The following is a 15,242-nucleotide window of genomic DNA, read 5'->3' on the forward strand; positions in this document are numbered from 1 at the left end:
AATTATTGATTCACTTTGACCATGGAAGGGCGAATGACGCGATCCTTCAGCTTATAGCCTTTTTGCATTTCCTCAACAACAATGTTGGAGCCGTAATTTTCGTCTTCAGCCTGCATAACGGCTTGGTGCAGATTAGGATCAAATTCCTGCCCTACAGCTTCGATGGCTTCGACGCCTTCTTTTTTCAAGGCTTCTACGAGCTGACGGTGGACCATTTCCATTCCCTGGAGCAAACTTTTCGTCTGTTCATTGTCGGTTTCAACCTGAAGCGCTCGTTCAAAGCTGTCAAGAGCCGGCAGCAAATCAGTCACGATATTTTGAGAACGGTATTTTTGAGACGCTTCCATCTCTAAACGGCTGCGTCGTTTATAGTTTTCAAAGTCTGCTTGAACACGCAAAAGTTTGTTTTCTTTTTCCTCAAGCAAACCTTGCAATTCGTTAATTTGATTTTGAAGAAGTTCGCTTTCATTTGTTTCCTCTTGCTGTTCATCAGCAGCAGCTTGTTCTTCAATGATTTCTTGCTCTTCTGTTTCGTTTTGTTCAACGGTTTGTTTTTCTTCTGACATTGTGTTCACCTCCCTCAAAGTGTAAGGAGAAGGACAGGTGCTGTCCTTCGATAAAATTTGCCAAAATTCCCTTATTCATCATACAGATTTGTTAATGCTTTTGACAAGTCCGAAGTCACATGCTGAAGCAGGCTGACGACCCTGGAATAATTCATGCGGGTCGGACCGATGATCGCAATTGAGCCGATCTGCTTCTGGTCAACGGAATAAGATGCCGTAATCAGACTGCAGTTTTCCATCTCTTCATAGTCGTTTTCTTTTCCGATTTTAATCGAAATTCCCGTGTGCGGGGATTGAACCAGCTTGAGAACATCCTGTTCCTTCTCAATTAATGAAAGCAGCGACCGAACTCGGGTAATATCATGGAACTCCGGCTGATTTAGCATATTGATTTTTCCGCCAAAAAACAACTTTTCGACGTGATTTGTGGAATGAAAGGTTGATCGAAGCGCATCGAGTATATTGTCATAGTTCTTAATGTGCTGTCTTAGGTACATGACAACTTCCTTAAATATGCGCTCATTCAGTTCATCCATTGGAACGCCGCTTAAACGGTCGTTCAGTATATTTACCAGTTTTTCAATATCAGACAGATCCATTTTGGTCGGAAAGTTAATCGTTTTGTTTTCCACATGCCCCGTATTGGTAACGAGAATCGCTACCGCCATATCAGGCTGAATCGGTATGATTTGAATCTGTTTAAGGTAATTCTCACTCAGCTTCGGCCCGAGTACGATGGATGTGTAATTCGTCAGATCGGACAAAATTTGCGCTGATTTTTGAACTGTCTTCTCCAGCTCGAAAATTTTCTCTTTGAAGATCGAGTGGATTTGGTCCAGGTCGCTTTTCGTCAGTTTAACGGGTGACAGCAAATGGTCAACATAGTACCGATACCCTTTTTCTGACGGAACACGCCCTGAGGATGAATGGGTTTTTTCAATAAAGCCCAATTCCTCCAAGTCAGCCATCTCGTTTCTAATTGTTGCAGAGCTAAATGTGATTTCATCTTTTTTCGAAAGAGTTCTCGATCCTACCGGCTGTGCCGATTTAATAAAATCGTTGATTATAACCTGAAGGATCAGCAGCTGACGATTTGTTAACATCATCATCACCTCTGTTAGCACTCTCAATAAGTGAGTGCTAATTCTATAACAAAAGTATCAAACCACAAGAAAAATGTCAATTATAACTCACCCAAAAAAGCGCCAAAAACTTCATTGCCTAATAATTTCCCTTGATGAGTCAAATAAACGGCAGACTCCGAATTGTGAATCAGCCCTTTTTCAGCAAGGTCTTTTAATACGTTTGGGAAAAGTCCATCCAGGGAACGGCCGTATTTTTCTGCGAATCGTTTTTTGCTGACTCCGGCTGTTTTTCTCAAACCTAAAAACATTTCTTCCTCAATCTGTTCTTCTGTTGTCACTTCATGTGTATCTCTGTACGGAAAACCCTTTTCAGCAATCAGGTCAATGTAATGCTTAACAGGTCCGACGTTCACTGTTCGTGTGCCGCCGATATATCCGTGGGCCCCTGCTCCGAAACCAAAATATTGTTCGTTGCTCCAATACGTCAGATTGTGCTTGGATTCCATGCCCGCCTTAGCAAAGTTGCTGATTTCATATTGATGAATATCGTGAGCTTCCATCCGGCTCATCACCATTTCATACATTTCAGCTTCCTGCTCCTGCGGCGGAAGATGAAGCCGCCCTTTTTGCATCAAATTATAAAATACCGTTTTCGGTTCTACAATAAGGGAGTATACGGAATAATGCTCGGCATCCAGTGATAAAGCAGTGTTTATGGAATGTTCCAGATGCTTGAGGGTTTGCCCCGGGAGCCCGAACATTAGATCAAGACTGATATTCTCAAAACCGATTTCCCGCGCTCTTTCAAAAGAGGCGAATACATCTTTTTGCTTATGCACTCGGCCGATTTTTTCTAACAGATCGTCTTCGAATGTTTGAACACCAAAGCTGAGGCGGTTTACGCCTGCTTCTTTTAATATCTTTAATTTCTCTGCGGACAAGTCGTCCGGATTCGCTTCTACCGCAAATTCCGATAAGTCGCTTGATGGCTTCAGCACGCGATTGACCATGTCCATCAGCTTTTTGAGCTGTTCCTCAGACAAGGAGGTCGGCGTGCCTCCTCCGATAAAGATCGTTTTGAGGTCTGGCTGCCCAGTTTTTGCTAATGTATTTATCATTTCCTGTTCGAGTGCGTTTAAATACTCGTCGACAGGCTGACTTTGAATAAAATATTTATTGAAATCGCAGTAGTGGCAAATATGCTCACAAAATGGAATATGGATATAAGCTGATTTCAACGGATTCACCTTCTTTACAGAAAGAAGCCGCAGTACAGGACTGCGGCGGCTTTTATTATTTTTTCGGACTGTCGTCCATTTTCAGGACCGCCATAAATGCTTCTTGCGGCACTTCAACTGAGCCGACCTGCTTCATTCGGCGTTTTCCTTCTTTTTGTTTTTCAAGAAGCTTTCGTTTCCGCGAGATGTCCCCTCCGTAACATTTAGCCAATACGTTTTTACGCATTGCTTTTATGGTAGAGCGGGCCACGATTTTCTGGCCGATCGCCGCTTGAATCGGTACTTCAAAGTGCTGGCGCGGAATGAGCTCTTTCAGTTTTTCTACAATTACTTTTCCGCGTTCGTACGCGTAATCGCGATGCACGATAAAAGAAAGGGCGTCGATTTTTTCTCCGTTCAGCATAATGTCCATCTTGACAAGTTTAGACGGTTTGTAGCCGATCAGTTCATAATCAAAGGACGCATAGCCTTTTGTGCTTGATTTCAGCTGGTCAAAAAACTCATATACGATTTCCGCTAATGGCATATCATAAATGATGCTGACACGGTTTGCGTCTAAATACTGCATATCAATGAAATTGCCGCGTTTTCCTTGGCAAAGCTCCATTACAGCGCCGACATAGTCATTCGGCACCATCATCGTCGCTTTTACGTATGGCTCCTCAACCCGTTCGATCTTTTGAGGGTCCGGCATGTTGGAAGGGTTGTCGACAACGACCTTTTCGCCGTCTGTCATATACACGTCATAGATAACACTTGGCGCTGTCGTAATCAGGTCAATGTTGAACTCACGCTCAATACGCTCCTGAATGATCTCCATGTGGAGCATGCCTAAAAATCCGCAGCGGAACCCAAATCCAAGCGCTTGTGAAGTTTCCGCTTCATATTGAAGGGAGGAATCATTCAGCTCAAGCTTTTCAAGGGCCTCCCTTAAATCATTGTACTTCGCTGTATCAATCGGATACAAACCACAGTACACCATCGGGTTTAGCTTGCGGTATCCCGGCAGCGCTTCTTCTGCAGGATTGGCAGCGCTCGTTATTGTATCACCGACACGTGTGTCACCGACATTTTTAATTGATGCAGTCAGGAAGCCAACATCACCGACAGTCAGTTCATTTGTCGGAGTCGCTTTCGGCGTGAACACGCCGACCTCTGTTACTTCGAATTCTTTGCCGGTTGCCATCATTTTGATTTTTTGACCCGGCTTTACCGTTCCTTCTACAACTCTGATATACGCCACGACACCGCGGTAGGCGTCATAAAGCGAGTCGAAAATCAGCGCTTTTAGCGGTGCCTCCGGATCGCCGGTCGGAGCGGGCACCTTTTCTACGATTTGCTCTAAAATCTCCTCAATCCCGATCCCTGCTTTTGCGGAAGCAAGCACGGCTTCTGACGCATCAAGGCCGATAACGTCTTCTACCTCTTGGCGTACGCGTTCCGGTTCGGCGCTCGGAAGGTCGATTTTATTGATGACCGGAAGGATTTCAAGATCGTTGTCAAGCGCTAAGTAGACATTGGCGAGCGTCTGCGCTTCAATCCCCTGGGCTGCATCCACGACTAGAATCGCTCCCTCGCAGGCAGCAAGGCTTCGGGATACTTCATACGTGAAGTCGACGTGTCCCGGCGTGTCGATCAGATGAAAAATATATTCCTCTCCGTCTTTTGCTTTATATTTAAGCTGAACAGAGTTTAACTTAATGGTTATGCCCCGCTCACGTTCAAGATCCATAGAATCGAGCAATTGTTCTTTCATTTCTCGTTGAGTGATTGCCGACGTTTTTTCTAAAATACGATCCGCTAAGGTCGATTTTCCGTGGTCAATATGGGCAATGATAGAGAAATTCCGTATTCTCGACTGCCTCTCTAAACGCTTTTCTTTATCTGTCACAATCTATCACTCCTACTATTAAACGCAAAATACACTAGCTTAGATTATATCAATAGGATTGTAAAGATTCAATGTAAAACAAGAAAGAGAAAAGGCCCCCGTCATATCTGGGCTGCTTTTCTCTTCCACATACCTATTGATTCATATCCCGTATCCATTCATACATTGACTGGGCAGTATTGGTTACGGTATCCGAAAGCGCTTTTCCGGCTTTTGAGAACATATTGAATGTTTCCACCTGTTCAAGCTCTTTTTGTTTTTCTTCTAAATCTTTTGCTGTGACTGTTTCTCCTAGAATCGAGGCTTCTTTTTTATTCCCTTTTCCGTCGGTGAGCGTAAACGCCCCCTTCAGTGAAGGGTCATGATAGCCTTTCATACTCAGCATTCCATTGTTTGCCTGCTGCATGCCAAACAGAACGCCTAAAAACATAATTGTAACAAGCAATAAGCACTTTCCAAAGTATGCAATCAAATCAATCACCTATTTCTTATTGTTTTTTCGTCTCACCGCTCTTCGCGTTGACCTTTTCAGCATCCCAATACATTTCGCTGAATACATCCGCTGCCGCGTTAGCCGCACGCTGCAGCTCTTCGAGATTATTATCTACTCCGCCAAATTCGAGCAAAAGCGCTCTGTCGGTTAAATCTTGATTGTAAACACCGTTATCGCCTGGCGAACCTTTGGAAAAGACACCTGTACTTAGTCCAGGGTATTTTTTCTCCATCAGTTTATGAAGCTCGCTCGCAATTTTATAGTTTTCTTCGAAGTTTTTGCTTTTTTTCCCGACGACAAAGGATACTCTGGCATAGCTTTTCCCTTTAATCGTTGCGGTCGTGTCTTTTTTGCGTCGTGAGTCTCTGTGGATATCAATGATATATTGCAGATTTTTATTTGTAGTGAGAGCGTCTTTCACGACCGGTCTTGATTCATCATAGGACCTTGCATAGTTTAAGCCTTTTTTATTCAGTTTCGACTGTATATCGGTTTTATTCACTGTGGCTCCGATACCTTGGGATTCAAGCGCTTTTCCGAACATATCTCCTACAAGCGTGACGTTGGCTTTAGAATGGCGCGCCATATCAGGATTAGTCTCGCCTTTTAATAGAGGGAGATATGATTCCGTATTGTGCGTATGATAGATAAACACGACCTTTTTGTCACCTGTTGTTTGTTTCGGCGGATCTTTTTGCCCATTGTCTGATTGCGTCTGCTGTTTTTCAATCTCTGCCAAATTCGCTTCTCTTTCTTCTTCCATCACCTTAGACGGCGGCGGCGATTCCGCAGGCATATTCGTATAATCCGTGCCTTGTCCAGCTAACAGAATCTCGGTATCAAATTGTGCAAACCCCGGCAGCTCCCGGCCGAGAAAGCTCCGCGGATCTTCGAGGTTAATGCTCGTCGCCAGCTTTAAAGATAGACGCGAAAGATGAAATGAGCTGTCGGTTTCAGAAAGGTCAGAAGCAAAATAATGGTTTTCCATCCGCAGCAAGTGTGCAAACACGTCACCCGGCAATTCTTCAGCAATCCCATAAAAAGAGTCGGACGACGGCCTGAGTTCCGGCCGGAGAGACGTCAGCACACCGGATAGAACAAAAATCACGATAAGGCTTACGATAAATAGAAAGATGGCTTTTACCGCTTTCCCGCCATTTACCGCAACAACAATTTGTCTGTTTCTGCGTTTATTTCTCATTGAATCCCTCCAGCGCTTGTCTAGTAATTACTCTATGAACAAGCTAGAGGAAGTAGAACTGTTTAGTGATTGTAGGAGCCTTTGTTTTCTTGTGATACTTTTTCATGAAGCGCTGTGTTTAATCCGTTCGCCAAAACATTTGCCATGTCATCGATAAATGAATCGACTTCCTTCGGCGTAACCATTAAGTTGTGCCCTAAAGGCGAAAGCACCTCGTGAATAAGCTGCCGTTTTTCATCTTCATGAAGGGTTCCGACAATACCCAGAAACGATTGGCGCTGCTTTTGATCTGGAAGATCTTCTTCAGTGAGCACTTTCTTTTTCCCAAACGTCATGCCAGCTGGAACAAGTGATCTTGACGGACTGTTATCCTTCATTTCTCTGCCAAAATGTTTTAATATGTAGTCCACCGTGTCGCTGGCAATTGTCACGGCATCAACTACTGTCGGAACACCGATAGCAATCACCGGAACACCAAGTGTGTCTTTGCTTAAATCTTTTCGTTTATTCCCCACCCCAGATCCTGGGTGAATGCCTGTATCCGATATCTGAATGGTTGTGTTGACCCTTTCCACCGCCCGTGCCGCCAATGCGTCAATAGCAATGACAAAATCAGGCTTCGATTGCTCAATCACACCTTTAATAATGTCGCTTGTCTCGATTCCTGTAATCCCCATAACACCCGGTGCAAATGCACTGACAGGCCTATACCCCTCCTGTACGTTTTCCGGCTGAAGCTTAAATAAGTGCCTTGTTACCAACAGATTTTCTACAGCCATCGGTCCAAGTGCGTCAGGTGTCACGTTCCAGTTGCCGAGTCCAACGATCAAACAGCTCGCATCTTTTGAGATATTAAGGTTTTCAAGAAAAGCCGAGAATTCCTCTGCAAAGACAGCAGAGACCTTTTCCTGCATTTCCGAATCATTCTCCCTGATTCCCTGTGCCTCAAGCGTTAAATAGCGCCCTTCTTTTTTTCCCGAAAGCTCCGCGCCTTCCTTTGTAACATCAACTGTGCGGATTTTAATGCCGCCGTGATCACGCTCTTTTTCAATAAATCCTTTAATTTCTTTTGTCGGCACAGTCTGCTGATTGGCCATTACTTCCTTCGTTTCCACTGCCAAATCGGTACGTATCAAATACTGATTCACATCCAGCTCACTCTTTTTCATACAGGGGCCTCCTTCACATTAAGTACCTATATTGTTGCCATTTGCTGAATGAATCATGCTAAAAAGAGAGCCTTCAATGAAAAATACTTTACATTTATATTGCAATCTAAAGATGTGTTTGATAGAATACAATTTGTTCTATTGTGAAGAAGATTTAACCTTAAGACACTGTGCTACAGGTTGTATCTTAGGAGGTGAAACACATGCCAAACATTAAATCAGCGATTAAACGTACAAAAACAAACAACGAACGCCGCGTTCATAACGCGACAATCAAATCTGCTATGCGTACTGCAATCAAACAAGTTGAAGCTTCTGTTGCCAACAACGAAGCTGACAAAGCGAAAACTGCTCTTACTGAAGCAGCTAAACGTATTGATAAAGCAGTGAAAACAGGTCTTGTACACAAAAATACCGCAGCTCGATACAAATCAAGACTAGCGAAAAAAGTGAACGGACTTTCTGCATAATATAAAAACGATCCTCAATAATGGGGATCGTTTTTTTCATTTCTTTTTAACAGCTGTAAAAGGAACAGTTCGAGCAGGAGCTGCTTGTCCTTTTTACCGGTTTTCATCTCATAGTCCATGACGGCAAGCTGCTCAATGATAGAACGGAGCTCCTCCTCTGAAAAAAGCCTCGCTTGATCCATCGCCAGCTTTACCCGAAATGGGTGAACTTTTAGATTAGACGCGATTTGTTTTTGTCCGTACCCCTGTTCCGCAAAGTACTTTGTCTGTAGAATCAGCCGGAACTGGTTCGAAATAAGCGCCATGATCTTGATCGGTTCTTCATTTTGTTTAAGCAAATCATAAAAAATTTGCAGACTCTCAGTTCGTTTTCGGTTGACGATTTTATTGATCAGCTCAAAAATATTTTGTTCAAGGCTTCTAGCAACAAGCATTTTCACATCATCCAGCGTAATTTCTTCACGGTCTCCAATAAACGTGCAGAGCTTTTGAATCTCCTGAAAAATCGATGACAGATGTCCATTCACAAGCAGAACCAAATGCTCCGCCGCTTCAGTGCCAATCGTTTTTTGCTCTGTTTTTGCAAGGTTGACAGTAAAGTCTGTTGTCTCCTTTGCGTTTAATTCCTTCGCCTCCATCATAAACGCGTGCTTCTTTAACGCTTTCGTCAGCTTTTTCCGCTCATCAAGCTTTTCATACGGAGCAAGCAGGACAAAAACTGTGTAAGGCGCAGGCGATTGTATATACGATTCAAGCGCACTTATGTTGTGCTCCAGTTTTTCTTTTTTCTTTTCACCTGTTAAAAAATATGGATTTTTCACAATGACAAGACGCCGCTCTCCCATAAACGGAAACGTTTCAGCATCTGCAATCGCTTGATCCAGCGGGTCCTCTTCCAGATCGAAAACGGATAGATTGAAATCCTTTGTCTCCTGATCAACGACCGTCTGTCTGATCCTGCTGACGGTTTCCTGCAGCAGATATGTCTCTTTTCCGTATAAGCAATAAACCGGATGGACATCTCCTTTTTTCAGGCTTTTCCACACATCAAATACCATTGTTGTACGACTTCCTCTCTTTCATCATCCCCTTCTATCCTAAATTGAGTTTACAAAATAGTAAAGAGGAAGCCTGACTGCTGCTTCCCCATTTATATTAAACGCCTGTTCGCAAGCCCCCGGGACAGCTTGTAAAAAGGCGATAATCACCAGAACAGAAAACGTTACCTAAGCTTCTAGATTTTTCAAAACGATTCGATTATACTTAAATCAGTCAGGAGGGATAAAGTTGAATGATTTTGAAAAAAACGTTCAAAGCAAACGAAATGATGCTGTAGACTCAGCTGTTGGTTTTGTTGTGTCCTTCGGATTTTTCGCCTTCTTGTTTGTCATGGCAACGGTTATTCACCTGGTTGGTTCATAACAGCGACTGCCCGGGCTGCTGATTTCTCGGCAGTCTTTTTTTAGTTCGTCTCTGTTATATCTGATGTATCATATGGAGGATAGACAGAAAAGGTTCCAACTCTGTTTTGATATCTATATTGGATCGTTCCGTTTTGATCTGTACGCAGCACACGGATAGAATGTCTCTGTAATATCTGCAGAACTTCTTGATGAGGATGGTGATACCGATTGTTTTTCCCGGCTGAGATAATGGCCGTTTTCGGCTGAAGCTGTTTGATGAATTCTTCACCGGTAGAGCCTTTGCTCCCATGATGCCCCACCTTTAACACATCTGCTTTTATATTCGGAAACACCTTCATCACCTCTTGTTCCCCTTCTTTCTCCAGATCACCCGTCAAGATCCAGCTCATACCGCCCATTTCCATCCATAGAACGAGAGATGAATTATTTTTGCTTGCCGGATCAGGCGCTTCCGGTGACAGTACATGGAACTGCAAATCCTTTATTTGCAATACATCGCCTCGCTTCACCTCTTCAATTGCCACTCCCTCTTCTTTAGCTGCCTGCAGCACTTTTTCATCTTTAGGTTCAGAAACGAACCCTTTCGGAATCACGAGGCGCTTTACTTTGTGGTGCTTCAGCAAGGTCTCCGCCTCTCCGATATGATCTTGGTCAGCGTGCGTCAGAATTAAAGCATCAAGCTGGTTGATTCCCTTAGCAGTTAAAAACGGAATCAGCACCTTTTCCCCCAGTGAAAACGGATGTTGTTTTTCGCGCCAAGGCTCTGACGAGTAAGACAAAGTGCCGCCAGTATCGATTAAGACATGTCCCCGCTGATGCGGAGCACCTACATACATGCTGTCGCCCTGCCCAATATCAATCATATCCACTTCTCCTTCGGGACTAAGACGCGGAGATGCAAAGAGAAGAAACAGCACCGAGCAGCAAATGCCGCTGGTTATCATCAACTGAGAAAAGGAGCGTTTTTCAATCGACATAAGCAATAGGATGATCGTCACTGTGAATAAAAAGAGAAGAACAGGCACGGGACGTGCGATGATAAGCGTGAACACATCAATATCTGCGATTTTTGTGATCAGCTTATTGGTCCAGCTTATCAAGAAATCAAACCAACTGAAAAACAATCTGCCAAATGAAGAGGAAAGACTTAATAGAAGAACACCTGCTACAGCCCCCGGCAAAATACAGAACGTATAAAATGGAACCAACAGCATATTCATCGGTATGCTGATGATTGAAAACTGATGAAAATGATACAGGAGAATCGGAAGCGATCCGAGCTGGGCGATGAGTGATACAATTGCCAGCTGACCCAAGGAGGTTTTTACCTGCTGAAAAATAGAAGAGGAAAGAATTAAAGAAAAACTGACAGCGAACGATAGCTGAAAACCGGCTTCAAAGAGATGATAAGGATTGAAGAGCAGAAGGGTGATATATGAAAGACAGATTGCCGTTGCCGAGCGGACACGCCATTTGACGAGACTTCCAGCTAAGTAAACACCTGACATTAAAGCGGCGCGAAGCACTGAAGGAGCAGCGCCGGTCAACATCACATAGAGCGGCAGAAATAACAGCAACAGAATTGACGCCTTTTCTCTTGTTATACCGACACGGATCATGATAAAAAACAAACCCGCTGTCAAAATCCCAACGTGGAGCCCTGAAATCGCCAAGAGATGGACAACACCAAGCTTTTGATACGCGGTAAGCACTTCGTCCTCCACATAAAATCTGTCACCAACTGTAAGTGCCTGTACAATTCCTGCCGAATCAGGAGGCAGAAGGCTGTTTGTGAATGATATGATATGTTTTCTCAAGCTGGGCACCTTATACTTGAAATTTTCAGGTTCGCCGCAGTTTTGGATAGACGTGACAGAGTAGTTCCAATGAATATGCTGTCGATAAAGATACTCATTATAATCAAATGCACCCGGCACAGTTGCGTGATTCGGTTCTTCCAATGTACCAGTCAATTCACATGACATTCCTGGTTCTATGTATAACAGCTTTTCTTTTTCATCAGCAGACTGAATGCGATACGCAGCAGCCCATTTTTCCTTATCAGGTGTCTTAACCATCATAGACATACGGTCGCCGTCAATTTTGGGAATAGTGTCAATCACTGCCTTGAAATGATAGGTTCCCTGCCGATAGGAAGAGACATTCTGAGAATCTGTGACTGCATACAGTACAAAAAACAATATAAAAGAGAAGAAACAAACAATAATGAGAAAAGCGTGCCTCGTTTTGATTAAAATGATGAGGAGAAAGAGGATGAATAGAAAAATAGCGGGGAAATAAGCGGCGGCAGTAATTCCAGCCGTTGCCGAAGCTGCCGCCAAAGGCAATAACAAACGCGAATTACGCATTCATCACACGTAGCTCGTGAAAAGTGTATTCGCCTGTTCATGTATCTTTTTCAATTCTTCCTCCGCTAAACCGGCATCGGCCAATTTCCCTATAAGACCCGCTACAAATGAAAGCTTTTCCCTGTTTTTCAAATCAACGATCATTTCATCGAGTTCAACCTGTTCAACAGTTACACCCGCCTGTTCAAATAATTCCTGCGCATACGGATTTGTTTTGTAATCCTCAGCATAATAAACCGTTTTGATACCCGCTTGAATAATAGATTTGCAGCATTGAATGCACGGATAATGCGTCACATAAATCTCCGCTCCATCAGTCGGTACCCCAAACTTAGAGCATTGTAGAATCGCATTCATTTCAGCGTGAATCGTTCTTGCACAATGATCATCTATCATTAAGCATCCTTCGTCGGCACAATGCACGCCGCCCGCAATTGACCCGTTATAGCCTCCTGCAATCATGCGTTTGTCTCTGACTATAGTAGCGCCGACAGATAATCTCGGACAGGTGCTGCGCAGCGCCAATAAATGGCTTTGAGCCATAAAGTATTGATTCCATGAAATTCGTTCCACGTTGTTCCCTCCAAATGTTGTGTTGCCTGACCTTTAGTTTACCTATCATAATGCATGACCGTCAAATCACTTTACTGAAATGGAAGACTTTATTTTCTCAAATGACTTTTCGCCTATTCCTGAAACCTTCGTGATATCTTCAATAGTATGGAAACGCCCATTTTCTTCCCGGTATGCAATAATAGCTTCAGCTTTGGATGGCCCCACTCCTGAGATGCCTTGTAACTCCTCTAAGGTGGCTGTATTGATATTTACCAGCTCCCCCTTCCCTCCACCGCTTTGAACAGCTCCTCCGGCACCCTGCTGCACTGCTGTTTCCTCTCCTTTTTTCGGGATGTACACCACTGTCCCGTCCTGCAGAATCTCCGCCAAATTCACTTGCACTTCATCAGCTTGCTCATTGGTTCCACCTGCTTTCTCAATTGCCTGAGATACTCTGTCCCCTGTTCGCATTTCATAAACGCCAGGATGCTGAACAGCACCTTTGATGTCTATCACAATTGCTTCGCTTGGCTCATCTTTGCCTGCTTCCTGCTTTACCTCTGTATTTACCGTCTCAGTTGGTACAGCCTGCTTCACCGGCTCTTTGTTTCTCCCGCTGGCCAGAAAGATCATAATTGCTGTGAAAACAGCTGCAGAAGCCGCTAAAATCATTGCTTTCTTATGCTGATTCAACCAATTCATCGTGCATGTTCCCCGCTTTCGTCATATTTTATTTTCATAACACATATGGTTTAGAGGATAATAGCTCAAAGGAGGGGAAACCATTGAAGATAGGCTTTATCGGCACAGGAAATATGGGTACGATCCTTATAGAATCATTTATTGAATCAAAAGCAGCCGATCCCTCAAACATGACAATCACAAACCGCACAATTGAAAAAGCGTTGCACATAAAAAACCGCTACAACAGCATCAACGTTACCGAAAGTCTCGAAAAGCTCGTTTCTGAAAACGAGATGATTTTTATTTGTGTTAAGCCGCTTGATATATATCCTTTACTGGCAAGAGCGTTACCTTATTTAAGAAAAGATCATATTCTCATTTCAATTACAAGCCCCGTTCAAACCGAACAGCTCGAACAATATGTGCCGTGTCAAGTGGCGCGAGTGATCCCAAGTATTACGAACAGGGCGCTGGCAGGTGTTTCTCTCGTCACTTTCGGCACAAGCTGCGGCGAATCTGCAAAAGCGAAAATCAATGAGCTGATGCAGCATATTTCTCATCCGCTGCAAATTGAAAGTGACATAACGAGAGTTGCATCAGACATCGTAAGCTGCGGCCCCGCTTTTATGAGCTATCTGATTCAGCGGTTTATAGATGCAGCTGTTTCGGAAACGTCAGTGTCTAAACAGGACGCGATTTTGATGTGTAAGGAAATGCTTGTCGGAATGGGAAAACTGTTAGAAACCGAATTGTACACCCTGCCTGCATTACAGGAAAAGGTTTGCGTTAAAGGCGGTGTAACGGGAGAAGGCATTAAAGCGCTGGAAAGCGGTGTGCAGGATATGTTTCATCGGGTATTTCAAAATACTCATATGAAGTACGAGGAGGATATTTCCGCAGTGAAAAAGCAGTTTCATGTGTAGGCGAGTATGTCATACTTTTGTCTGTACTGCAAAAGCATAAAAAAGCATTTTAAAAAACCATCGTTTTAGGAAACGATGGTTTTTGGTTTCTGCGCCTTGAAAAATAGGCGTTCTGATTGTGCTGATGGCTCAGAATCCGTAAAATCAGCTGTCACGTGATGGAGCTGAAAGCCACAGTTCTTCAGCATTTCTTCGTATTCATCCACTGGGAACGTTCTTTGCTCGTGTGTCTCATCAAAGCGGTCATATGCTTCTCCGTTCCAAACAAAAAACGACATATCATGAATGACAGAAAGCTCTTCACTTCCAGCAAAGCTCTGCCAAATATAGCTGATATCTTCGTCCTGGTCAGCAAATGTGCTATCCGGAAAAACTTCTGCAATTTTATAAGATGAATGTACATCAAACAGCAAAATGCCTCCAGGCTTTAACACCCGAAACACACTTTTAAAGGTTTGGATTACATCATTTTTTGTTTTTAAATAATTTAATGAGTCACAGCATATCGCAACAGCATCAAACTGACCGTCAAAGCCGGAAATCTCTCTCATATCCTGCTGAAGAAATAGAATAGGCTGGCTACTAGATACCTTTTGCTGGGCGAAGGAAAGCATCTCCTCGCTGAGATCGATGCCTGTAACCTCGAAACCTTTTTCGGCAAGCCGGATGGAGATTTCTCCCGTGCCGCATGCAAGATCAAGAACACGGCCTTTTTCCGGGAGAGATGCATCAATCCATTTTGTCCATTGATCATAAGGCGCGTGTGACATCAACTCGTCATACACGCTTGCAAAGCCTTGATAAATCATTGGTTCATTCCAAGGTCAAGATCTGCGAGCGGAGCGTCTCCCCACAGCTTTTCAAGGTTATAGTAGCTTCTTTCGTCCTTGTGGAAGACATGAACAATCACATCGCCAAGGTCAACGAGCACCCATCTTGCTTCATCAAAGCCTTCCATCTTTTTGACTTGAATGCCGTTTTCATCAGCCTGATCCTTGATTTCACGGGCAATCGCCTGCACCTGTTTATCTGAATTTCCGTGGCAGATCAAAAAATAATCAGCAACTAGAGAAATGCCTTCCATATCCAGTGCTAAAATATCCTCTGCCCGTTTATCATCGCATGCCGCAGCTGCGAGCTTTAAAATGGCCTTTTGGTTCATTCACAAATTCCT

General features: G+C 43.7%; 17 protein-coding genes. 3 read left to right on the forward strand and 14 right to left on the reverse strand.

Annotated features, from left to right (window positions below; genetic code table 11):
• Window positions 1-2 precede the first annotated feature (2 nt).
• From grpE to gpr, 7 genes are all read right to left on the reverse strand, one after another.
• Window positions 3-566: a nucleotide exchange factor GrpE gene (gene grpE / locus CDO84_RS11785; protein ID WP_014664659.1), complete on the reverse strand. Its 564-nt coding sequence runs from the start codon at window positions 564-566 to the stop codon at window positions 3-5.
• Window positions 567-637: 71 nt separating this feature from the next.
• On the reverse strand, window positions 638-1,669 hold the full coding sequence (hrcA, locus tag CDO84_RS11790) for a heat-inducible transcriptional repressor HrcA (protein WP_040082581.1): 1,032 nt from the start codon (window positions 1,667-1,669) through the stop codon (window positions 638-640).
• Between the two features lie 80 nt (window positions 1,670-1,749).
• Entirely contained in the window at window positions 1,750-2,889 is a 1,140-nt protein-coding gene (gene hemW / locus CDO84_RS11795; RefSeq protein ID WP_040082580.1) for a radical SAM family heme chaperone HemW, read from the reverse strand.
• Between the two features lie 55 nt (window positions 2,890-2,944).
• Complete coding sequence (gene lepA, locus CDO84_RS11800) at window positions 2,945-4,780, reverse strand: translation elongation factor 4 (RefSeq protein ID WP_014664662.1); 1,836 nt, start codon at window positions 4,778-4,780, stop codon at window positions 2,945-2,947.
• Between the two features lie 133 nt (window positions 4,781-4,913).
• The gene (locus CDO84_RS11805; protein WP_040082578.1) at window positions 4,914-5,252 is read right to left on the reverse strand and encodes a YqxA family protein; all 339 of its coding nucleotides are present in this window, start codon (window positions 5,250-5,252) and stop codon (window positions 4,914-4,916) included.
• Window positions 5,253-5,268: 16 nt separating this feature from the next.
• Entirely contained in the window at window positions 5,269-6,474 is a 1,206-nt protein-coding gene (gene spoIIP, locus CDO84_RS11810) for a spore autolysin SpoIIP (protein WP_040082576.1), read from the reverse strand.
• Window positions 6,475-6,536: 62 nt separating this feature from the next.
• Window positions 6,537-7,643 (reverse strand): GPR endopeptidase, encoded by a 1,107-nt coding sequence (gene gpr, locus CDO84_RS11815; RefSeq protein WP_040082575.1) that lies wholly within the window; start codon window positions 7,641-7,643, stop codon window positions 6,537-6,539.
• A gap of 203 nt (window positions 7,644-7,846) precedes the next feature.
• On the opposite strand from gpr, the gene rpsT reads away from it, so the two are divergent.
• Window positions 7,847-8,113, forward strand: coding sequence for a 30S ribosomal protein S20 (rpsT, locus tag CDO84_RS11820; RefSeq protein ID WP_003229989.1), 267 nt, complete (start codon window positions 7,847-7,849; stop codon window positions 8,111-8,113).
• 14 nt (window positions 8,114-8,127) lie between these two features.
• On the opposite strand, the gene holA is transcribed toward rpsT, so the two are convergent.
• Window positions 8,128-9,171 carry a DNA polymerase III subunit delta gene (gene holA, locus CDO84_RS11825; protein ID WP_014664666.1) on the reverse strand — a complete coding sequence of 348 codons (1,044 nt, stop codon included), beginning with the start codon at window positions 9,169-9,171 and terminating at the stop codon, window positions 8,128-8,130.
• Between the two features lie 39 nt (window positions 9,172-9,210).
• The gene (locus tag CDO84_RS21405; protein WP_134975484.1) at window positions 9,211-9,324 is read right to left on the reverse strand and encodes a hypothetical protein; all 114 of its coding nucleotides are present in this window, start codon (window positions 9,322-9,324) and stop codon (window positions 9,211-9,213) included.
• Window positions 9,325-9,400: 76 nt separating this feature from the next.
• Here CDO84_RS21405 and CDO84_RS11830 point away from each other — a divergent pair, with 76 nt between their 5' ends.
• The gene (locus CDO84_RS11830; RefSeq protein ID WP_003229983.1) at window positions 9,401-9,535 is read left to right on the forward strand and encodes a YqzM family protein; all 135 of its coding nucleotides are present in this window, start codon (window positions 9,401-9,403) and stop codon (window positions 9,533-9,535) included.
• A 40-nt stretch (window positions 9,536-9,575) separates the two neighbouring features.
• On the opposite strand, the gene CDO84_RS11835 is transcribed toward CDO84_RS11830, so the two are convergent.
• The 3 genes from CDO84_RS11835 to CDO84_RS11845 form a co-directional block, all read right to left on the reverse strand.
• Complete coding sequence (locus tag CDO84_RS11835) at window positions 9,576-11,906, reverse strand: DNA internalization-related competence protein ComEC/Rec2 (RefSeq protein ID WP_040082574.1); 2,331 nt, start codon at window positions 11,904-11,906, stop codon at window positions 9,576-9,578.
• A 3-nt stretch (window positions 11,907-11,909) separates the two neighbouring features.
• Window positions 11,910-12,479 (reverse strand): ComE operon protein 2, encoded by a 570-nt coding sequence (locus tag CDO84_RS11840; RefSeq protein WP_014664668.1) that lies wholly within the window; start codon window positions 12,477-12,479, stop codon window positions 11,910-11,912.
• A gap of 66 nt (window positions 12,480-12,545) precedes the next feature.
• Window positions 12,546-13,163, reverse strand: a complete 618-nt coding sequence (locus CDO84_RS11845) for a helix-hairpin-helix domain-containing protein (protein ID WP_014664669.1) — start codon at window positions 13,161-13,163, stop codon at window positions 12,546-12,548.
• An 83-nt stretch (window positions 13,164-13,246) separates the two neighbouring features.
• Between CDO84_RS11845 and comER the strand changes: the two genes are divergently transcribed.
• The gene (gene comER / locus CDO84_RS11850) at window positions 13,247-14,068 is read left to right on the forward strand and encodes a late competence protein ComER (RefSeq protein ID WP_004398597.1); all 822 of its coding nucleotides are present in this window, start codon (window positions 13,247-13,249) and stop codon (window positions 14,066-14,068) included.
• Between the two features lie 65 nt (window positions 14,069-14,133).
• On the opposite strand, the gene CDO84_RS11855 is transcribed toward comER, so the two are convergent.
• Window positions 14,134-14,877 carry a class I SAM-dependent DNA methyltransferase gene (locus CDO84_RS11855; protein ID WP_014664670.1) on the reverse strand — a complete coding sequence of 248 codons (744 nt, stop codon included), beginning with the start codon at window positions 14,875-14,877 and terminating at the stop codon, window positions 14,134-14,136.
• Window positions 14,874-15,230 (reverse strand): ribosome silencing factor, encoded by a 357-nt coding sequence (gene rsfS, locus CDO84_RS11860; protein WP_014664671.1) that lies wholly within the window; start codon window positions 15,228-15,230, stop codon window positions 14,874-14,876. Before rsfS ends, CDO84_RS11855 begins: the two co-directional genes overlap by 4 nt.
• Window positions 15,231-15,242: the final 12 nt, after the last annotated feature.

The sequence above is a fragment of the Bacillus sp. MD-5 genome (assembly GCF_002201875.1).
Lineage (GTDB): Bacteria > Bacillota > Bacilli > Bacillales > Bacillaceae > Bacillus > Bacillus stercoris.